Annotated in this window: 14 protein-coding genes; 13 read left to right on the top strand and 1 reads right to left on the bottom strand. The window is 77.2% G+C overall.

Annotation, left to right across the window (positions count from 1 at the left end; translation table 11 throughout):
• Positions 1–84: 84 nt before the first annotated feature.
• From ACYQBY_RS15395 to ACYQBY_RS15360, 8 genes are all read left to right on the top strand, one after another.
• A complete protein-coding gene (locus ACYQBY_RS15395; protein ID WP_459644757.1) occupies positions 85–723 on the top strand; it encodes a 5-oxoprolinase subunit B family protein in 639 nt (212 codons plus the stop codon).
• Positions 720–1592, top strand: a complete 873-nt coding sequence (locus tag ACYQBY_RS15390; RefSeq protein ID WP_459644756.1) for a 5-oxoprolinase subunit C family protein — start codon at positions 720–722, stop codon at positions 1590–1592. The genes ACYQBY_RS15395 and ACYQBY_RS15390 overlap by 4 nt, the downstream gene beginning before the upstream one ends.
• Positions 1589–2929: a carboxyl transferase domain-containing protein gene (locus ACYQBY_RS15385; protein WP_459644755.1), complete on the top strand. Its 1341-nt coding sequence runs from the start codon at positions 1589–1591 to the stop codon at positions 2927–2929. The genes ACYQBY_RS15390 and ACYQBY_RS15385 overlap by 4 nt, the downstream gene beginning before the upstream one ends.
• Positions 2926–3162, top strand: coding sequence for an acyl-CoA carboxylase epsilon subunit (locus ACYQBY_RS15380; protein ID WP_459644754.1), 237 nt, complete (start codon positions 2926–2928; stop codon positions 3160–3162). Before ACYQBY_RS15385 ends, ACYQBY_RS15380 begins: the two co-directional genes overlap by 4 nt.
• Complete coding sequence (locus ACYQBY_RS15375) at positions 3159–4919, top strand: acetyl/propionyl/methylcrotonyl-CoA carboxylase subunit alpha (RefSeq protein ID WP_459644753.1); 1761 nt, start codon at positions 3159–3161, stop codon at positions 4917–4919. The genes ACYQBY_RS15380 and ACYQBY_RS15375 overlap by 4 nt, the downstream gene beginning before the upstream one ends.
• 50 nt (positions 4920–4969) lie before the next feature.
• The gene (locus ACYQBY_RS15370; RefSeq protein WP_459644752.1) at positions 4970–5779 is read left to right on the top strand and encodes an exodeoxyribonuclease III; all 810 of its coding nucleotides are present in this window, start codon (positions 4970–4972) and stop codon (positions 5777–5779) included.
• Between the two features lie 198 nt (positions 5780–5977).
• Positions 5978–6829 (top strand): DUF559 domain-containing protein, encoded by an 852-nt coding sequence (locus ACYQBY_RS15365; RefSeq protein ID WP_459644751.1) that lies wholly within the window; start codon positions 5978–5980, stop codon positions 6827–6829.
• Positions 6830–6984: 155 nt separating this feature from the next.
• On the top strand, positions 6985–7701 hold the full coding sequence (locus ACYQBY_RS15360; protein WP_459644750.1) for a Clp protease N-terminal domain-containing protein: 717 nt from the start codon (positions 6985–6987) through the stop codon (positions 7699–7701).
• 72 nt (positions 7702–7773) lie between these two features.
• Here the strand turns inward: ACYQBY_RS15360 and ACYQBY_RS15355 are convergent, their stop codons facing one another.
• A complete protein-coding gene (locus tag ACYQBY_RS15355; RefSeq protein ID WP_459644749.1) occupies positions 7774–9177 on the bottom strand; it encodes a dihydrolipoyl dehydrogenase family protein in 1404 nt (467 codons plus the stop codon).
• Positions 9178–9269: 92 nt separating this feature from the next.
• Between ACYQBY_RS15355 and ACYQBY_RS15350 the strand changes: the two genes are divergently transcribed.
• The 5 genes from ACYQBY_RS15350 (at position 9270) to ACYQBY_RS15330 (ending at position 15018) form a co-directional block, all read left to right on the top strand.
• Positions 9270–10295 (top strand): ABC transporter ATP-binding protein, encoded by a 1026-nt coding sequence (locus tag ACYQBY_RS15350; protein WP_459644748.1) that lies wholly within the window; start codon positions 9270–9272, stop codon positions 10293–10295.
• A complete protein-coding gene (locus tag ACYQBY_RS15345) occupies positions 10292–11179 on the top strand; it encodes a hypothetical protein (RefSeq protein ID WP_459644747.1) in 888 nt (295 codons plus the stop codon). The genes ACYQBY_RS15350 and ACYQBY_RS15345 overlap by 4 nt, the downstream gene beginning before the upstream one ends.
• Entirely contained in the window at positions 11176–12129 is a 954-nt protein-coding gene (locus ACYQBY_RS15340; RefSeq protein ID WP_459644746.1) for an ABC transporter ATP-binding protein, read from the top strand. Before ACYQBY_RS15345 ends, ACYQBY_RS15340 begins: the two co-directional genes overlap by 4 nt.
• Entirely contained in the window at positions 12126–12857 is a 732-nt protein-coding gene (locus ACYQBY_RS15335) for an ABC transporter permease subunit (RefSeq protein WP_459644745.1), read from the top strand. The genes ACYQBY_RS15340 and ACYQBY_RS15335 overlap by 4 nt, the downstream gene beginning before the upstream one ends.
• A 106-nt stretch (positions 12858–12963) precedes the next feature.
• Positions 12964–15018, top strand: coding sequence for a putative bifunctional diguanylate cyclase/phosphodiesterase (locus ACYQBY_RS15330; RefSeq protein WP_459644744.1), 2055 nt, complete (start codon positions 12964–12966; stop codon positions 15016–15018).
• Positions 15019–15044: the final 26 nt, after the last annotated feature.

Genomic DNA, 15044 nt, shown 5'->3' with positions numbered 1-15044 from the left:
GGGGCTGGCGGATCGTTCAACGATCCGCCAGGCTGTGCGCATGCAGCCCCGCACCGCAGCGGTGCCCCGGCCGGGGAACCGGGCATGAGCGCCGCGCACGTCCTGCCCGCCGGTGACCGGGCCTGGCTCGTCGTGCCCGCCGCCGCGGAGGACCTGCCGGCCCTGGTGCGCGCCCTGCAGCAGCGCCCGCCCGCCGCCGTGGAGGACGTGCTGCCCGCCGCCGCCACCGTCCTGGTCACGCTGCGGGAGGGCGCCGACCGCGACATCGCCGCGGCGGAGGTGCTCCGGTGCTGCGCGGAGCACGGCGCCGGCACGGGTGAGGTGCCCGCGGCGGAGGAGGAACCGGTGCTCCTCCCCGTCCGCTACGACGGGGAGGACCTCGACGACGTCGCCGCCCTGCTCGGCACGACCCCGGCGGAGGTCGTCGCCCGGCACACCGGTGTCGTCTGGCGCTGCGCCTTCCTGGGTTTCGCCCCCGGTTTCGGCTACCTCACCTCGCCCGACGGCCGGCTCGCCGTGCCCCGGCGCGCGCAGTCCCGCACCGCCGTCCCCGCCGGCGCGGTCGCCCTCGCCGACGGGTACAGCGCCGTCTACCCGCGCCGCTCGCCCGGGGGCTGGCAGATCGTCGGCCGGACGGACGCGACGCTGTGGGACCTCGCCGCCGACCCGCCCGCGCTGCTGCAGCCGGGAACCCCGGTGCGGTTCGTCGAGGAGGGCGCGTGAGCGTGCTGGAGGTGCTGGAGACCGGGCCGTCGAGCACCGTGCAGGACCTCGGCCGGCCGGGCCTGTTCCGCTACGGCGTCGGCGTCTCCGGTGCCGCCGACCGGGGTTCGCTGCGGCTGGCGAACGCGCTCGTAGGGAACCCCCCGGGTTCCGCCTGCGTCGAGTCGGTCCTCGGCGGCCTCGCCGTCCGCGCCACGCGGCGCTGCGTCCTGGCCCTCACCGGCGCCCCCGCCCCGGCGAGCGTCGACGGAACGCCCGTCGGGCACGCCAGCGTCCTGGTGCTGCGGGTCGGGCAGACGCTGCGGCTCGGGGTCGCGGGCAGCGGCCTGCGCACCTACCTGGCCGTGCGCGGCGGGATAGACGTCGAGCCGGTGCTCGGCTCCCGCAGCCGCGACACCCTCTCCGGCATCGGGCCGGAGCCGCTGGCCGCGGGGGACCGGCTGCCCGTGGGGGCGCCCCCGCCGGACCTCCCGCGCCGGCGCAGCGCCGTGGTCGCGCCCCTCCCCGCGGGAGCGCTGGTGCTCGCCGTCCGGCTGGGCCCGCGCGCCGACCGGTTCAGCGACCCCGCGGCGCTGTTCGCGGGGTCCTGGCGGGTCTCCCCGCAGACCGACCGCGTCGGCGCCCGGCTCGACCGCGCCGCCGGACCCGCCCTGAGGCGCGCCGACGACGCGGAACTGCCCTCCGAGGGCGTCGTGCCGGGCGCGCTGCAGGTCCCGCCCAGCGGGCAGCCGGTGCTGTTCCTCGCCGACCACCCCGTCACCGGCGGCTACCCGGTGATCGGCGTGGTCCGCGACGCCGACGTGGACCGGGCCGCGCAGGCCCGGCCCGGGCAGGAGCTGAGGTTCCGGCCCGCGGGGGACCTGCCGTGACGGGCACCTCCGCCGCGTTCGCGGCCGTCCTGGACCTCCTCGACGAGGACGGCCTCGTGGTGCTGGGAGCCGGTTCCCCCGGCGGCGCCGTGCGCTCCGGCACCGGCACGGTCGAGGGTCGCGACGTCCTCGTGTGCGCCTGCGGGAACGGCGGGCCCCTCGGCGCCGGCGACGTCGAGCAGGTGTCCCGGGTGCTCGCGCTGGCCGCGAGCGCCGGCCGGCCCCTCGTCACCGTGCACGACGCCACCGGGGCCCGCACCGCCGACGGCCTCGCCGGGCTCGGGGCCTACGGGCGCCTGCTGCGGGCCGCCGCGCGGACGTCCGGGGTGGTCCCGCACGTCGCGGTGGTCCTGGGTGCTGCCGGGCAGGAGCAGGCGCTGCTCGCCGGGCTGGCCGACGTGGTGGTGGCGGTGCGCGGGGGGACGCGGGGGAACCCCGGCCGCCCGGCGCACCTGTCCGCACCGGACGCCGCCGCGGCCGTGGACCTCGTCCGCGACGTGCTCTCCTTCCTGCCCGCCAACAACCTCGCCACCCCGCCCCGGCTGCCCGGTGCCCCGGACGGCACGGAGGACGCCGGGGACCCGGGGCTGGACGACGTCGTCCCCGCGCACCCCACCGCGGCGTACGACGTGCGGGAGGTGGTCTCCCGCCTCGCCGACGACGGGGAGTTCCTCGAACTGCACGCCGGGCGCTCACCCGGCGTCGTCACCGGCCTGGCCCGCCTCGACGGGCGCGGCACCGGGATCGTCGCCACGGTCCCCGCCACCGCGGGCGGTTCCCTGGACGCGGCGGGTGCGGACCGGGCGGCCGCCCTCGTCCGCACCTGCGACGCGTTCGGCCTGCCCGTCCTGACCCTCGTCGACACCCCGGGATTCGTCCCCGGAGGAGATTCCGGGAACGGCGCCGGTGCGGAGGAGGAACCCGCCGCCGTGCGGCTGCTGCACGCCTACGCCGCCGCGAGCGTCCCGCTGCTCACCGTCCTCACCGGCCAGGCGCACGGCCCCGCCTACCTCGTCCTCGGCTCCCGGCACGTCGGCGCCGACGTCGTGCTCGCCTGGCCCCGTGCCCGGATCGCCGTGCGCGACCCGCTGGCGGTGGTGGCGGAGCAGCACGGGGAGGAACTCCGCGCCGCCGGGACGACGGGCGGGGCGGAGGAGCGGTGGCTGGACCTGGTGGAGGACCACGAGGCCGCCGCGGCGCCCGGCTCCGCGGCCGGGGACGTCGACGCGGTCGTCGCCCCCGGCGACACCCGCGAGCACCTGCGCCGCGCCCTGCGCCTGCTGCAGCGCAAGCAGAGCGCCCTGCCGGCCCGCAAGCACGGGAACCTCCCGCCGTGAGCGCTCCCGGTCCCGGCGCCGGCCCGGGGTCCTGGGTCGTCACCGGCAACCCCACGAGCACCGAGCTCGCCGCGGTGGTGGCCGTCCTGACCGCGGCGCCCCCCGCGGCCGGACCCCCGCCCGAGCCGCCGCGGGAGCGCTGGGGTTCGCCCGAGCTGCTCCTGCGGCGGGCGCACCCGTTCTGCCCGCAGCTGGCGACGGCGGACCCCGACGACGGAGGAGAACGCGGATGACCGCACCCACCCGCATCAGCAAGGTCCTCGTCGCCAACCGCGGCGAGATCGCCATCCGCGTCGTCCGCGGCGCCCGCGACGCCGGGATCTCCAGCGTCGCCGTGTACGCGGAACCCGACGCCGACGCACCCTTCGTGCACCTCGCCGACGAGGCGTTCGCCCTGCCGGGCAGCACCGCCGCGCAGACGTACCTGTCGGTGGACGCCCTGCTGCAGGCGGCCTCCCGCTCCGGTGCCGACGCCGTGCACCCCGGCTACGGGTTCCTCTCCGAGAACGCCGGTTTCGCGCAGGCAGTCCTCGACGCCGGGCTCACCTGGATCGGGCCGCCCCCCGGCGCCATCCGGGTCCTGGGGGACAAGGTCAGCGCCCGGCACCTCGCCGTCTCCGTCGGCGCGCCCCTCGTGCCCGGGACCCCCGGCCCCGTCGCCGACGCCGGCGCCGTCCTCGACTTCGCCCGCGAGCACGGCCTGCCCGTCGCCATCAAGGCCGCGCACGGCGGCGGCGGGCGCGGCATGAAGGTGGCGCGCACCCTGGAGGAGATCCCGGAGCTGTTCGCCTCCGCCACCGGCGAGGCCGTCGCCGCGTTCGGCCGCGGTGAGTGCTTCGTCGAGCGCTACCTGAAGCGCCCCCGGCACGTGGAGGCCCAGGTCCTCGCCGACCGCGCCGGAACCGTCGTCGTCGTGGGCACGCGGGACTGCTCCCTGCAGCGGCGGTTCCAGAAACTCGTCGAGGAGGCGCCCGCGCCGTTCCTCACCGACGGGCAGCGGGAGCGCATCCACGACAGCGCCCGGGCGATCTGCCGCGCGGCCGGGTACGAGGGCGCCGGCACCGTGGAGTACCTCGTCGGGCAGGACGGGCTCGTCTCGTTCCTGGAGGTCAACACCCGCCTGCAGGTGGAGCACCCCGTCACCGAGGAGACCTCGGGCACCGACCTGGTGCTGGCGCAGTTCCGCATCGCGGAGGGCCGCCCCTTGGAGCTGACCGGGGACCCCGTGCCGCGCGGGCACTCGATCGAGTTCCGCATCAACGGCGAGGACCCGGGGCGGGGTTTCCTCCCCTCCCCGGGGACCGTCACGCGTTTCGAGCCGCCCGCGGGGCCCGGCGTGCGCCTGGACTCCGGTGTCCGCGCCGGCTCCGTCGTCGGCGGCGGCTTCGACTCCCTGCTCGCCAAGCTCGTCGTGACCGGCGCCACCCGCGAGCAGGCGCTGGCCCGCGCCCGCCGCGCGCTGGCGGAGTTCACCGTCGAGGGCGTCCCCACCGTCCTGCCGTTCCACCGCGCTGTCGTCGAGGACCCCGCGTTCACCGCCGACGGCGGGGGTTTCGCGGTGCACACCCGCTGGATCGAGACGGAGTGGGTGAACACGCTGCCGCCCGCCCCACCCGCGGCCGACCCGGCGGTGCCGCAGGAGCGGCGCACCGTCGTCCTGGAGGTCGACGGGCGCCGGGTCGCGGTGAGCATGCCCGCCGACCTGCACGCCGCGCCCCCGGCGCCGCCCGCGCGCCGGCGCCGCAGGGGTTCCGGTGCGCCCACCGCGGCGCCGGACCCCGGAGCCGTCCTCGCCCCCCTGCACGGCACCGTCGCCCGCGTCGCCGTCGGGCCCGGCGCGCAGGTCGCCGAGGGCGACCTCGTCGTGGTCGTGGAGGCGATGAAGATGGAGACGCCCGTGACCGCGCACCGCGCCGGGACGGTGACCGCCGTGCACGTCGAACCCGGCGCCGCCGTCGCGCAGGGCCAGCCGCTCGTGACCCTCGGCTGACCCGCCGCACCCCGGCGCGGGCGGCGGCGGGCACCGGGCAGGATGAGGCCGTGTCCTTCACCGTCGCCACCGTGAACGTCAACGGCATCCGCGCCGCCGTCCGGCGCGGCATGGGCGCCTGGCTCGCCGGGCGCGACCCCGACGTGCTGTGCCTGCAGGAGGTCCGCGCCTCCGACGAGGTGCTGTGCGAGGTCCTCACCGACGCCGTCGGCGACGGCTGGCACATCGCCCACTGCGAGCCCACGGACACCGGCACCAAGGGCCGCGCCGGGGTGGCGGTCGCGACCCGCCTGCCCGTCGGCGCGCAGCGGGCGGACCTGCACCCCCGCTTCGACGGCGCCGGCCGCTGGGTGGAGCTGGAGGTGCAGACCCCCGCCGGGACGGTGACCGTGGTGTCCGCCTACGTCCACACCGGTGAGGCCGACACCCCGAAGCAGGACGAGAAGCACGCCTTCCTCGACGCGGTGACGGCGCGCATGGCGGAGCTGCGCGCCTCCGGCCGGCACGCGCTCCTCACCGGGGACCTCAACATCGCCCACCGCGAGGCGGACCTGAAGAACTGGAAGGGGAACCTGAAGAAGGCGGGGTTCCTGCCCGGCGAGCGCGCCTACCTCGACCGCTGGTTCGACGAGCTCGGGTGGGTGGACGTGGTGCGGGCGCTGAACCCGGACACCGACGGCCCCTACGCCTGGTGGAGCTGGCGGGGGCAGGCGTTCGACAAGGACGTGGGCTGGCGCATCGACTACCAGATCGCGACGCCGGAGCTGGCGGCGCTGGCCCGAGAGTCCGCCGTGGACCGCGCCGCCTCGTACGCGGAGCGCTTCAGCGACCACGCGCCGGTGGTCGTCACGTACGGCTGAGGCGCTCCTGGCCGACACTCCTGCTGCACCGCTCGGGCGGCGCACCGGGGCGGGCGGCCCCCGCGGTGGCGTGTCGCGGCGCACGTGCAGCGGGGGTGTCAGGCGCCCGGCGCGTCCACAGGGTCCTGCGGCGGCTCCCGGGCACCGCGCGCTGTGCAGGGCGCACCTGATGCCCCACCCTCGCGCGAGCGTGCCACCGTGCATCCCGTCCAGGCCCTGCAGCGCCTCGGTGGAGCCGCCCGCTGGTCCGGTCTGCGCGGGCACGTCGCCCGGGGCACGCTGCTCGCCGCCGTGGACCGAGGTGACGTCCTGCGGCCCGCGCGCGGCCTCTACGCGCTGCCCTCCTGCCCGCCGGGGCGTCTCGCCGCGGTGGCCGCCGGTGGGGTGGTGTCCTGCGCGAGCGCGGCCCTGGCGCACGGGCTCGACGTGGTGCGCACCCCCGGCCGGGTCCACGTGACAGCTCCCCGCGGTTCACGCCTGGTGTGGCGCGGCACGGTGGTGCACCGCCGGACGGTGCGCGACGACGGCGGCCGCACCGACGTGCTCACCACCGTCCTGGACTGCCTGCGGTGCCTGCCCCCCGGTGAGGGGATCGCCGTCGCCGACAGCGCGCTGCGCCTGGGGCTGCTGTCCCGCGACGACCTCGTGGGGGCCGCCGGCGCTCTGGGGGCGGGTGACGCGCGCCGGGACCTGCTCGCCGCCACCGACCCCGCCTCGGGCTCGTGCCTGGAGTCGCTCACCCGCTGGGCGCTCGTGCGGGACGGTTTCGCGGTGCGCTCGCAGGTGCACGTACCGGACGTGGGCCGGGTGGACCTGCTCGTGGACGACTGGCTCGTCGTGGAGACCGACGGTTTCGGGTTCCACGCCGACCGCGCCTCGTTCCGCACGGACCGGCGCCGCGACGCCGAGCTGACGCGGCGCGGCTTCGTGGTGCTGCGCTTCGGCTTCGAGGACGTCGTGCACCGGCCGGACTCGCTGCTCGCCGTCGTGCGGGACACCCACGTCCGCGGGCGCCCGCCGTTCGCCTGGACCGACGGGACGGTGCGCTGACACTCCTGCTGCACCGCTCGGGCGGCGCACCGGCGCGGGCGGCCCCCGCGGCGGCGTGTCGCGGCGCACCTGCAGCGGGAGTGTCAGCGGCGGTGCACCCGTCCCGGCGTCAACTGCAGGTTGACGGTCATCGACCGTCAACCTAGGGTTGACGCATGGCGCAGCCCGTGAAGATCACCGCACCCGTCCGGCTCGGCGACCTGATCGACGCCATCGAGCACGCGCAACCCGATGCGCTGCAACGGGTCTCGCAAGCCGTCCTCACCGGCGAGGCCCTCGGCGACGTGGCCGACCAGCTCATCGGCCACTTCGTGGACCAGGCACGGCGCTCCGGTGCCTCCTGGACCGAGATCGGCCGCAGCATGGGCGTCACCAAGCAGGCGGTCCAGAAGCGCTTCGCGGCGAGGACCGAGCCGCAGGCCCCCGCCGACCCGCAGCAGGGTTTCGCGCAGTTCTCCCCGCGCGCCCGCGACGTCGTGGTGGCCGCGCAGAACCACGCCACCGACGCCCGCAACGAGCGCATCACCCCGGCCCACCTGCTGCTCGGCCTGCTGGACGAGGCCGGGGGGACCGGCGCGCGCGCCCTCGCCGCGGCCGGCGCCGACGCGGGTGCGCTGCGGACCGCGGCCCGCGCCACCCTGCCCCCCGCCGCCGACGAGGCCCCCGCGCTCGTCCCGTTCGACGAGGACGCCAAGGCGGTGCTGGAGGAGACCTTCGCCGTGGCGCAGCGGCTCGGGCACCCCGTCGTCGGGACCGGGGACCTCCTCCTGGCGCTCGCCGGCGTCCCCGCGGTGCGCGACCTGCTCGCCGGGCAGGGCGTCGACGCACGCTCCGCCGAGCAGCACGTCCTCGGTCTCGCGGCGGAGGCGTGACGGCGGGGGTGTGACGGCGCGCCCACCGGGCGCCGCCCGGCCGGTGCAGCGGGGGTGTCGGCCCGGGGCGCCTCAGGCCGCGGCGGCCCGGCGTCGCACCAGCCGGTCCCGCAGCTCCGCCACGGCCGGGTAGACCGCCTCCGACCAGGTGAGGAAACCCCGCACGTGCTGCTCCAGGAACTCCACGTCCAGCCGGGCGCGGACCGCCAGGGCCAGCTCCGCACCCCAGGAGTCCGCCTCCCGCCCCGCGCAGGTCGCCCCCAGCAGCACCCCGCTGCGGGCGTCGGCGACGAGCTCGACGAGGCCGGGCACGTCGTCACCGCAGCCGATCTCGATGAGGTTGGCGCGCTTGAGGTCGGTCAGCGCGAAGGCCGCCACGTCGACCTCGTGACCGGCCTCCCGCGCCTCCGGGGCGGTCATGCCCACGGCGAAGACCGGGGGAGCGGTGTAGACGGCGCGCGGGACGGCGGAGTAGTCCGCCTCGCGGGGGCGGCCGGCGAAGTTCTCCGCGACGACCCGCGCCTGCATGTTCGCCGAGTGCGTGTAGGTCGAGATCCCGGTGACGTCGCCCACGGCGTACAGCCCGGGGACCGGCTCGCCCTGCGGGGACAGCACCCGGCACCGGCTGTCGATGCGCACGGAGCCGTCCGCGCCGAGGGAGCCGCCGGCCTCCTCCACGCAGAGCCCCGCGGTGCGGGGGCTGCGCCCGCCCGCGACGAGGACGCGGTCGCCGCGGACCTCGCCGCCGTCGTCGAGGTGCAGCACCACGTCGTCGCCCTCGCGCGCGGCGCGCGCGGCGGTGACCCCGGTGCGGACCTCCACGCCGCCGCCGCGCAGGGTGCGGGCCATGAACTCCCCGGCGGCGGGGGACTCCCCGGGCAGCAGGTGCGCGCCCTTCTCCACGACCACCACCTCGCTGCCGAGTCCGCGGTAGGCCTGCGCCAGCTCGCAGCCCACGGACCCGCCGCCGAGCACCAGCAGGCGCCGGGGCCGCTCCGTCGCGGACAGGGCGTCCTCGCTGGTCCACGCCGGCACGTCGTCGAGGCCCTCGACCGGCGGGCGCGCCGACACGCTGCCCGTGGCGAGCACCACCGTCCCCGCGCGCACCTCCTGCTCCCCGCCGCCGGTGAGGTCCACGTGCACGGCGAGCGGGGAGCCGCCGACCAGCCGCCCCCACCCGCGCACGAGCTCCACGCCGTCCTCCGCGAGGCCCTCCACCGCACCGGAGTCGTCCCGGTGCGCCACCGCCTCGTCGCGCAGGCGCACGGCCTCCTCGAAGGGGATGCCCGCCTGCGCCGACAGCAGCATCGACTTGGCCGGCACGCAGGACAGGTACGGGCAGATCCCGCCGACCCGGCCCGGCTCCACGACCGCGACCCGCCGGCCCTGCCGGGCCAGTTCCTGGGCGGCGATCTTCCCTCCCGACCCGCTGCCGAGGACGACGACGTCGAAGGTGCGGGCGGTGCGTTCCGTCATACCTGCGATGGTCGCCGAACGTCCCCCGGGCGGCACGTCGACCGACGTTCGACGGACGCCCGCGGCCGGTGCCGGGTGGTTGGCTGGGAGGCGTGACGCCTGGACCTGGGGATGCCGTGGCCGTGCTGGAGTGCGGGCAGCTCGTGAAGACGTTCGGCGCGGTGCGCGCCCTCGACGGCCTGAGCGTGCGGGTCAGCGCACCGGCCACGGGGCTGCTCGGTGCGAACGGTGCGGGCAAGTCCACGCTGATGCGCGCGGCGCTCGGCCTGATCGACGTCGACTCCGGCAGCCTGCGGGTGCTGGGCCTCGACGCCCGGCGGCAGCGGCGGGAGCTGCGCCACCGGATCGGGTTCATGCCCGAGCACGCGTGCCTGCCCGTGGACATGTCCGCGCAGGACGTGTGCGTGCACCTGGCGAGGCTGCGCGGGCTGGGGCGGCGGGACGCGGTGCGCAGGGCCAGCGAGGTGCTGTTCGCGGTGGGGCTGGAGGAGGAGCGCCGGCGCCCGGTGGGCACGTACTCCCTGGGGATGCGGCAGCGCACCAAGCTCGCCCAGGCCCTCGTGCACGGCCCGGACCTGGTGCTCCTCGACGAGCCGACGTCGGGGCTGGACCCGGCGGGGCGCGCGGAGATGCTGAGCATCGTGCGGCACCTCTCGCGCGACCTGGGCGTGCGGGTCGTCACCTCCTCCCACGTGCTGGACGACATCGAGCGCACCTGCGACGAGGTGGTGGTCGTGCACGCCGGGCGCCTGGCGGCGCAGCGGCCGGTGGTGCTCTCGGCGCGCCGGGGCGGGCCGACGGCGCTGCGCGTGACGGGGGACCTGGCGGAGTTCGCCGCCCAGCTCCGGCGGCGCCTGGCCGCGGTGGGCCTGGCGGTGGCGGTGGGCCCGCGCGAGGACGGCGACATCGGCCTGGACCCGGGCGGCGACGACGTGCTGGAGGTGGTGCGGGACCTGGCGGCCGAGCTGGGCGTGGGGGTCCTGCGGCTGGCCGGCGAGGACGAGGGGCTGGAGGAGACCGTGGTGGCGGCGATGGTGCGGCAGCCCGGGGAGGCGCCGCCGGGACGGGACGGGCAGCCGGAGCGGGACGGGGCGCGCGAGGCGGTGGTGCAGCCGTGAGCGCCCCGGCGCCCGGGAGGGGCGTGGCGGCGCCGCGCGCGGTCCTGCACGACATCCGCTACTCCCGCTTCAGCGGCCAGCTGCGCCCCCGGGCCTCGTCCGTGGCGGACCTGGTCCGCACCGACGTGCAGCGCTCCCTCGGCATCCGCCGCAGCGCCGGGGCCAAGATCTGGCCGTTCCTGCTGCTGGGGGTCGCCTACCTGCCGGCCCTCGCGGTGGTGGCGGTGCCGCTGCTGGTGCCCGCGGTGACGATGCAGCCGCTGGACCTGCTGCCCTACAGCGCGCTGCTGACCACCGACGCGGTGGTGCTGCTGGCCTTCGTGGCCACCACGGTGCCCTCGCTGCTGACGCGGGACCGGCGCGACCGGGTGCTGTCGCTGTACTTCGCCACGGCGCTGTCGCCGCTGGAGTACCTGCTCGGCAAGGTCCTGGCGGCGCTGTCGCTGGTGCTGGTCATCGTGCTGGGCCCGCTGCTGGTGCTGTTCCTCGGCTCGATCGCCACCGCCGAGGAGCCGCTGGCGTGGATCGGCGAGCACGCCGGGGACCTGCCGCGGGTGGTGGGCGCGGCGCTCGTCGTCGGCGCCTTCCAGGCGGTGCTGGGCCTCGCCCTGGGCTCCCTGACGTCGCGGCGGGTGTTCGCGGTCGGCGGCTACCTCGCGGTGGTGCTCGTGGGCCCGGCGCTGACGGCCCTGCTGGCGACCCTGCTGGCCGACGACTCCTGGCTGGGGCTGGACCCGGCCAGCGGTCCGATCCGGCTGGCGACCCGCGTGCTGGGGGACCCGCTGGAGGGCTCCGGCGCCCTGGCGTGGTGGGCGTGGTCGGTCGTGGTCGCCGGCGGCCTGGCGGTGCTGTGGCTGCGGTACCGGAAGGGGGGCGACGCGTGAGCGCGGTCGAGGTCGAGGGCGTCAGCAAGTGGTTCGGCGACACGGTCGCCCTGTCGGACGTGAGCTTCTCCCTGCGCCCGGGGGTGACGGGGCTGCTGGGGCACAACGGTGCCGGCAAGTCGACCGTCCTGTCGCTGCTGGGCGGCTCGGCGCGCCCCAGCCAGGGGCGGGTGCGGGTGCTGGGCGCGGACCCCCACTCGGACCTGGCGGTGCACCGGCGCCTGGGCGTGGTGCCCGACGGCGAGGGCACGTGGGGGTACCTGACGGCCCGGCAGAACGTGGCGTTCCTCGCGCGGCAGCGCGGCGTGCGGGACGCGGGGCGCGCCGCGGAGGCCGCGCTGGAGCGGGTGGGCCTGGGGCACGCGGCGGACCGGAAGGTGGCGGGCTTCTCCAAGGGCATGCGCCAGCGGGTGAAGCTGGCGCAGGCCCTGGCGCACGAGCCGGAGGTGCTGCTGCTGGACGAGCCCCTCAACGGGCTGGACCCGGTGCAGCGGCGCGCGGACGTGGACCTGGTGCGGGCCCTGGGCGCGGAGGGGCGCACGGTGCTGGTCTCCTCGCACGTGCTGGGCGAGGTGGAGCGGATGGCGGACGAGGTCCTCGTCGTCGTCAACGGCCGGCTCGTCGCGGAGGGCGAGCCCGCCGGGATCCGCGACCTCATGACGGACCGGCCCCGCACGCTGCGCCTGGCCGGGCGGGGGGTCGCGGCGATGGCGGGGGTGCTGCTGGGGGAGGGGCTGGTGACGGCGGTGCGCCACGACGTGGCGGCCGGTACCGGCGCGGACGAGGAGGCGCTGGTGGTGGAGACCCCGGCGGCGGTGGCGCTGGCGACGCGGCTGCCCGCGGCGGCGCGGGAGACCGGCGCGGTCCTGCGCCGGGTGGAGGCCGTCGGCGACGACCTGGAGAGCGTCTTCGCGCACCTGACGGCGGCGGCACGGGGGGTGGGGCGGTGAGCCTGTTCGAGGCGTCCCTGCGAGGGGTCCTGCTGCGCGGGCGGACGGCGGCGTTCGCGGTGCTGCCGCTGGCGGTGGCGGCGGTGCTGCTCGTGGTGGTGGCGGTGACGAGCGTGCCGGGCCGCTACGGGGCGGTGGGCACGGTGACGGCGCAGCTGCTGGTGGGGCTGGTCGTCCCGGTGGTGGCGCTGGTGCTGGCCACGGGTGCGTTCGGCGACGAGCGGGACGGCGGCACGCTGCCGCTGCTGCGCGGGGTGGCCCGGCCGCGCTGGCACCTGGTGGGCGCGAAGCTGCTCGCGTCGTGGCTCTCGACGTGGCTGGTGTGCCTGCCGGCGTCGGTGGCGTGCGTGGTGTTCGTGGCGTCGGTGAACCAGCCGCTGGGCGCGGCGGTGGCGGGGGTGCTGCTGGCGACGGCGCTGGGCGCGGGGGCGTACTGCGCCCTGTTCGTCCTGCTGTCCCTGCTGACCCGGCGGGCGCTGCTGGCGGGCCTGGCGTACGTGGTGCTGTGGGAGGGGTTCCTGGCGGGCCTGTCGCCGGGGCTGCGGGGCCTGTCGGTGGGCTCGTACGCGCGGCGGGTGGCGCAGGTCGGGCTGCCGGGCGACGTGCAGGTGGGTGTGGTCTCGACGCTGGCGACGCCGTGGGCGGTGGTGGTGCTCCTGGCGGTGGTGCTCACCGGGTGGGCCCTCGGCGGGGTGCGGCTGCACCGCATGGACGTCGCGGCGGGGTAGCGACGGGAGCCCTCCGCGGCCTCAGGTCCGGGCCCGGGCGTGTCGATGTCCTCTGGACGTGGACGTGCACCGGGGGTGCACCCGGGCTGGGACGGGGGGAGTGCGCATGCGACGGCGGATCGCCGGCTGGCCGCTGCTGCTGTCCTTCGGCGTGTCCAGCTTCCTGGCCCTCGCCGTGGTCGCGGTCGTCCTGCAGCACGCGCTGCGGGGGATGGTGGAGGACCGCGCGGTGGAGGAGGCGGTGCGGGCGGCGGAGTTCGCCGCGCACGTCGGGCTGGAGCCGGTGCTGCCGGAGGACGCCCGCGGCCGGGTCCTGGAGGGCGCGGACCGCCGCGCGCTCGACGCTGCCGTCGCCAGCGGGCTCGGTCACGGCGTCCTCACCCGCATCAAGATCATCGACCCCGAGGGTTTCGTCGTCTACAGCGACGACCCGCGGGCGCAGGGCCGGCGCAACCAGTCGACGCCGTTCCTGCGGCAGGTCGTCTCCAGCGGTGTGGCGAACCACAAGTTCGCCGACACGTCGGGCTCCAGCCACGCCGGCGAGCGCGGCCTCGGCGAGCTGATGGAGGTGTACGTCCCCCTGCGCGCTGCCGGCCGGGGCCCCGTGACCGTGGTGGCGGAGCTCTACGTGCCCTTCGACGAGCGCCGCCGCACCGCCGAGCAGGACAGCACCCGCCTGGCGGCGATGCTGCTCGGGGGCCTGGTGTTCCTGTGGCTCGTGCTGTACCGCCTGGTGGAGGCCGCCTCGCGCCGCCTGCACGGGGAGCTGGCGCGCAACGAGCACCAGGCGCTGCACGACGCCCTGACGGGCCTGCCGAACCGCGCCCTGCTCTTCCAGCGCACCGAGGCGGTGCTGGCCGGCGGTCCCGGGCGGCGCGCGGGCGTGCTGCTGCTGGACCTCGACCGGTTCAAGGAGGTCAACGACACCCTGGGGCACCACGTCGGCGACCGGCTGCTGGTGGAGGTCGCGCAGCTGCTGTCGGCCGAGCTGGCCCCCGTGGGGTTGCGCGAGCCGGTGACGCTGGCCCGGCTCGGCGGTGACGAGTTCGCGGTGCTGGTGCCGGAGGTGGAGCGCGAGGAGGACCTGGAGCTGCTCGCGCACCGGCTGGTGGAGGTGCTGCGGCGTCCCGTGTCCCTGGACGGGGTGGACGTGAGCGTGGGGGCGAGCGTGGGTGTCGTGCTGGCCCCGCACGACGGGGACAGCCCGGAGCTCCTGCTGCAGCGGGCGGACGTCGCGATGTACACGGCGAAGCGGGCCTCGGCCCCGGTGGCGCGCTACGCCGCCGAGGCGGACCAGTACAGCCCGGAGCGGCTGACGATGGTGGGGGAGCTGCGCCAGGCCCTGGCGGCGGGGGACCTGGAGCTGCACTTCCAGCCCAAGGCGCAGACCAGCACCGGTGAGGTGCGGGGTTTCGAGGCGCTGCTGCGCTGGTCGCACCCGCGCCGCGGCACGGTCCCGCCGGACGTGTTCGTGCCCCTGGCGGAGAGCACGGGGCTCATCGACGAGATGACCCTGTTCGTGGTGGAGCGCGCCCTGGAGCAGTGCGCGGCGTGGGCGGCGGCCGGGCACGAGCTGTCGGTCGCGGTGAACGTCTCGGTGCGCAACCTCGGCGACGTGCGCTTCCCCGAGCGCGTCGCGCGCATCCTGCGCGGCTCGGGGGTGCCGGCGTCCCGCCTGGTGCTGGAGCTGACGGAGAGCGCCTTCATGACGGACCCGGCCACGGCGATGCAGGTGCTGCACGCGCTGAAGTCCGTCGGGGTGGGGCTGTCCATCGACGACTACGGCAGCGGGTACTCGTCGCTGGCCTACATCCGGGAGCTGCCCGTCGACGAGCTGAAGATCGACCGCGAGTTCGTCCGGTGGCTCGCCGAGCGGGAGCGTGACCGGGCCATCGTGCGCTCGACGGTCGACCTGGGCCGCAACCTCGGGCTGCGCGTGGTGGCCGAGGGGGTGGAGGACCGCGCCGCGTGGGCGGTCCTGGCCGACGCCGGTTGCGAGCAGGTGCAGGGGTACTTCCTGAGCCGGCCCCTGCCCGCACGGGACGTGCTGCCGTGGCTGGCCGGGCACGACGCCGCCGCCGTCTCCGGGCGGCGCGACGCCGGGCAGCACCGGAGCGGGCAGCAGGTCCCCGCGCTCGCCTCACCGCCCGCGCCGCGCTGAGCGCGCGGCAGGCCCGCGGCNGCCGC

Source organism: Kineococcus anabasis (assembly GCF_054590795.1).
The sequence above is the reverse complement of the archived record's forward strand: the minus strand, read 5'-3'. Positions and strand labels throughout refer to the sequence as shown.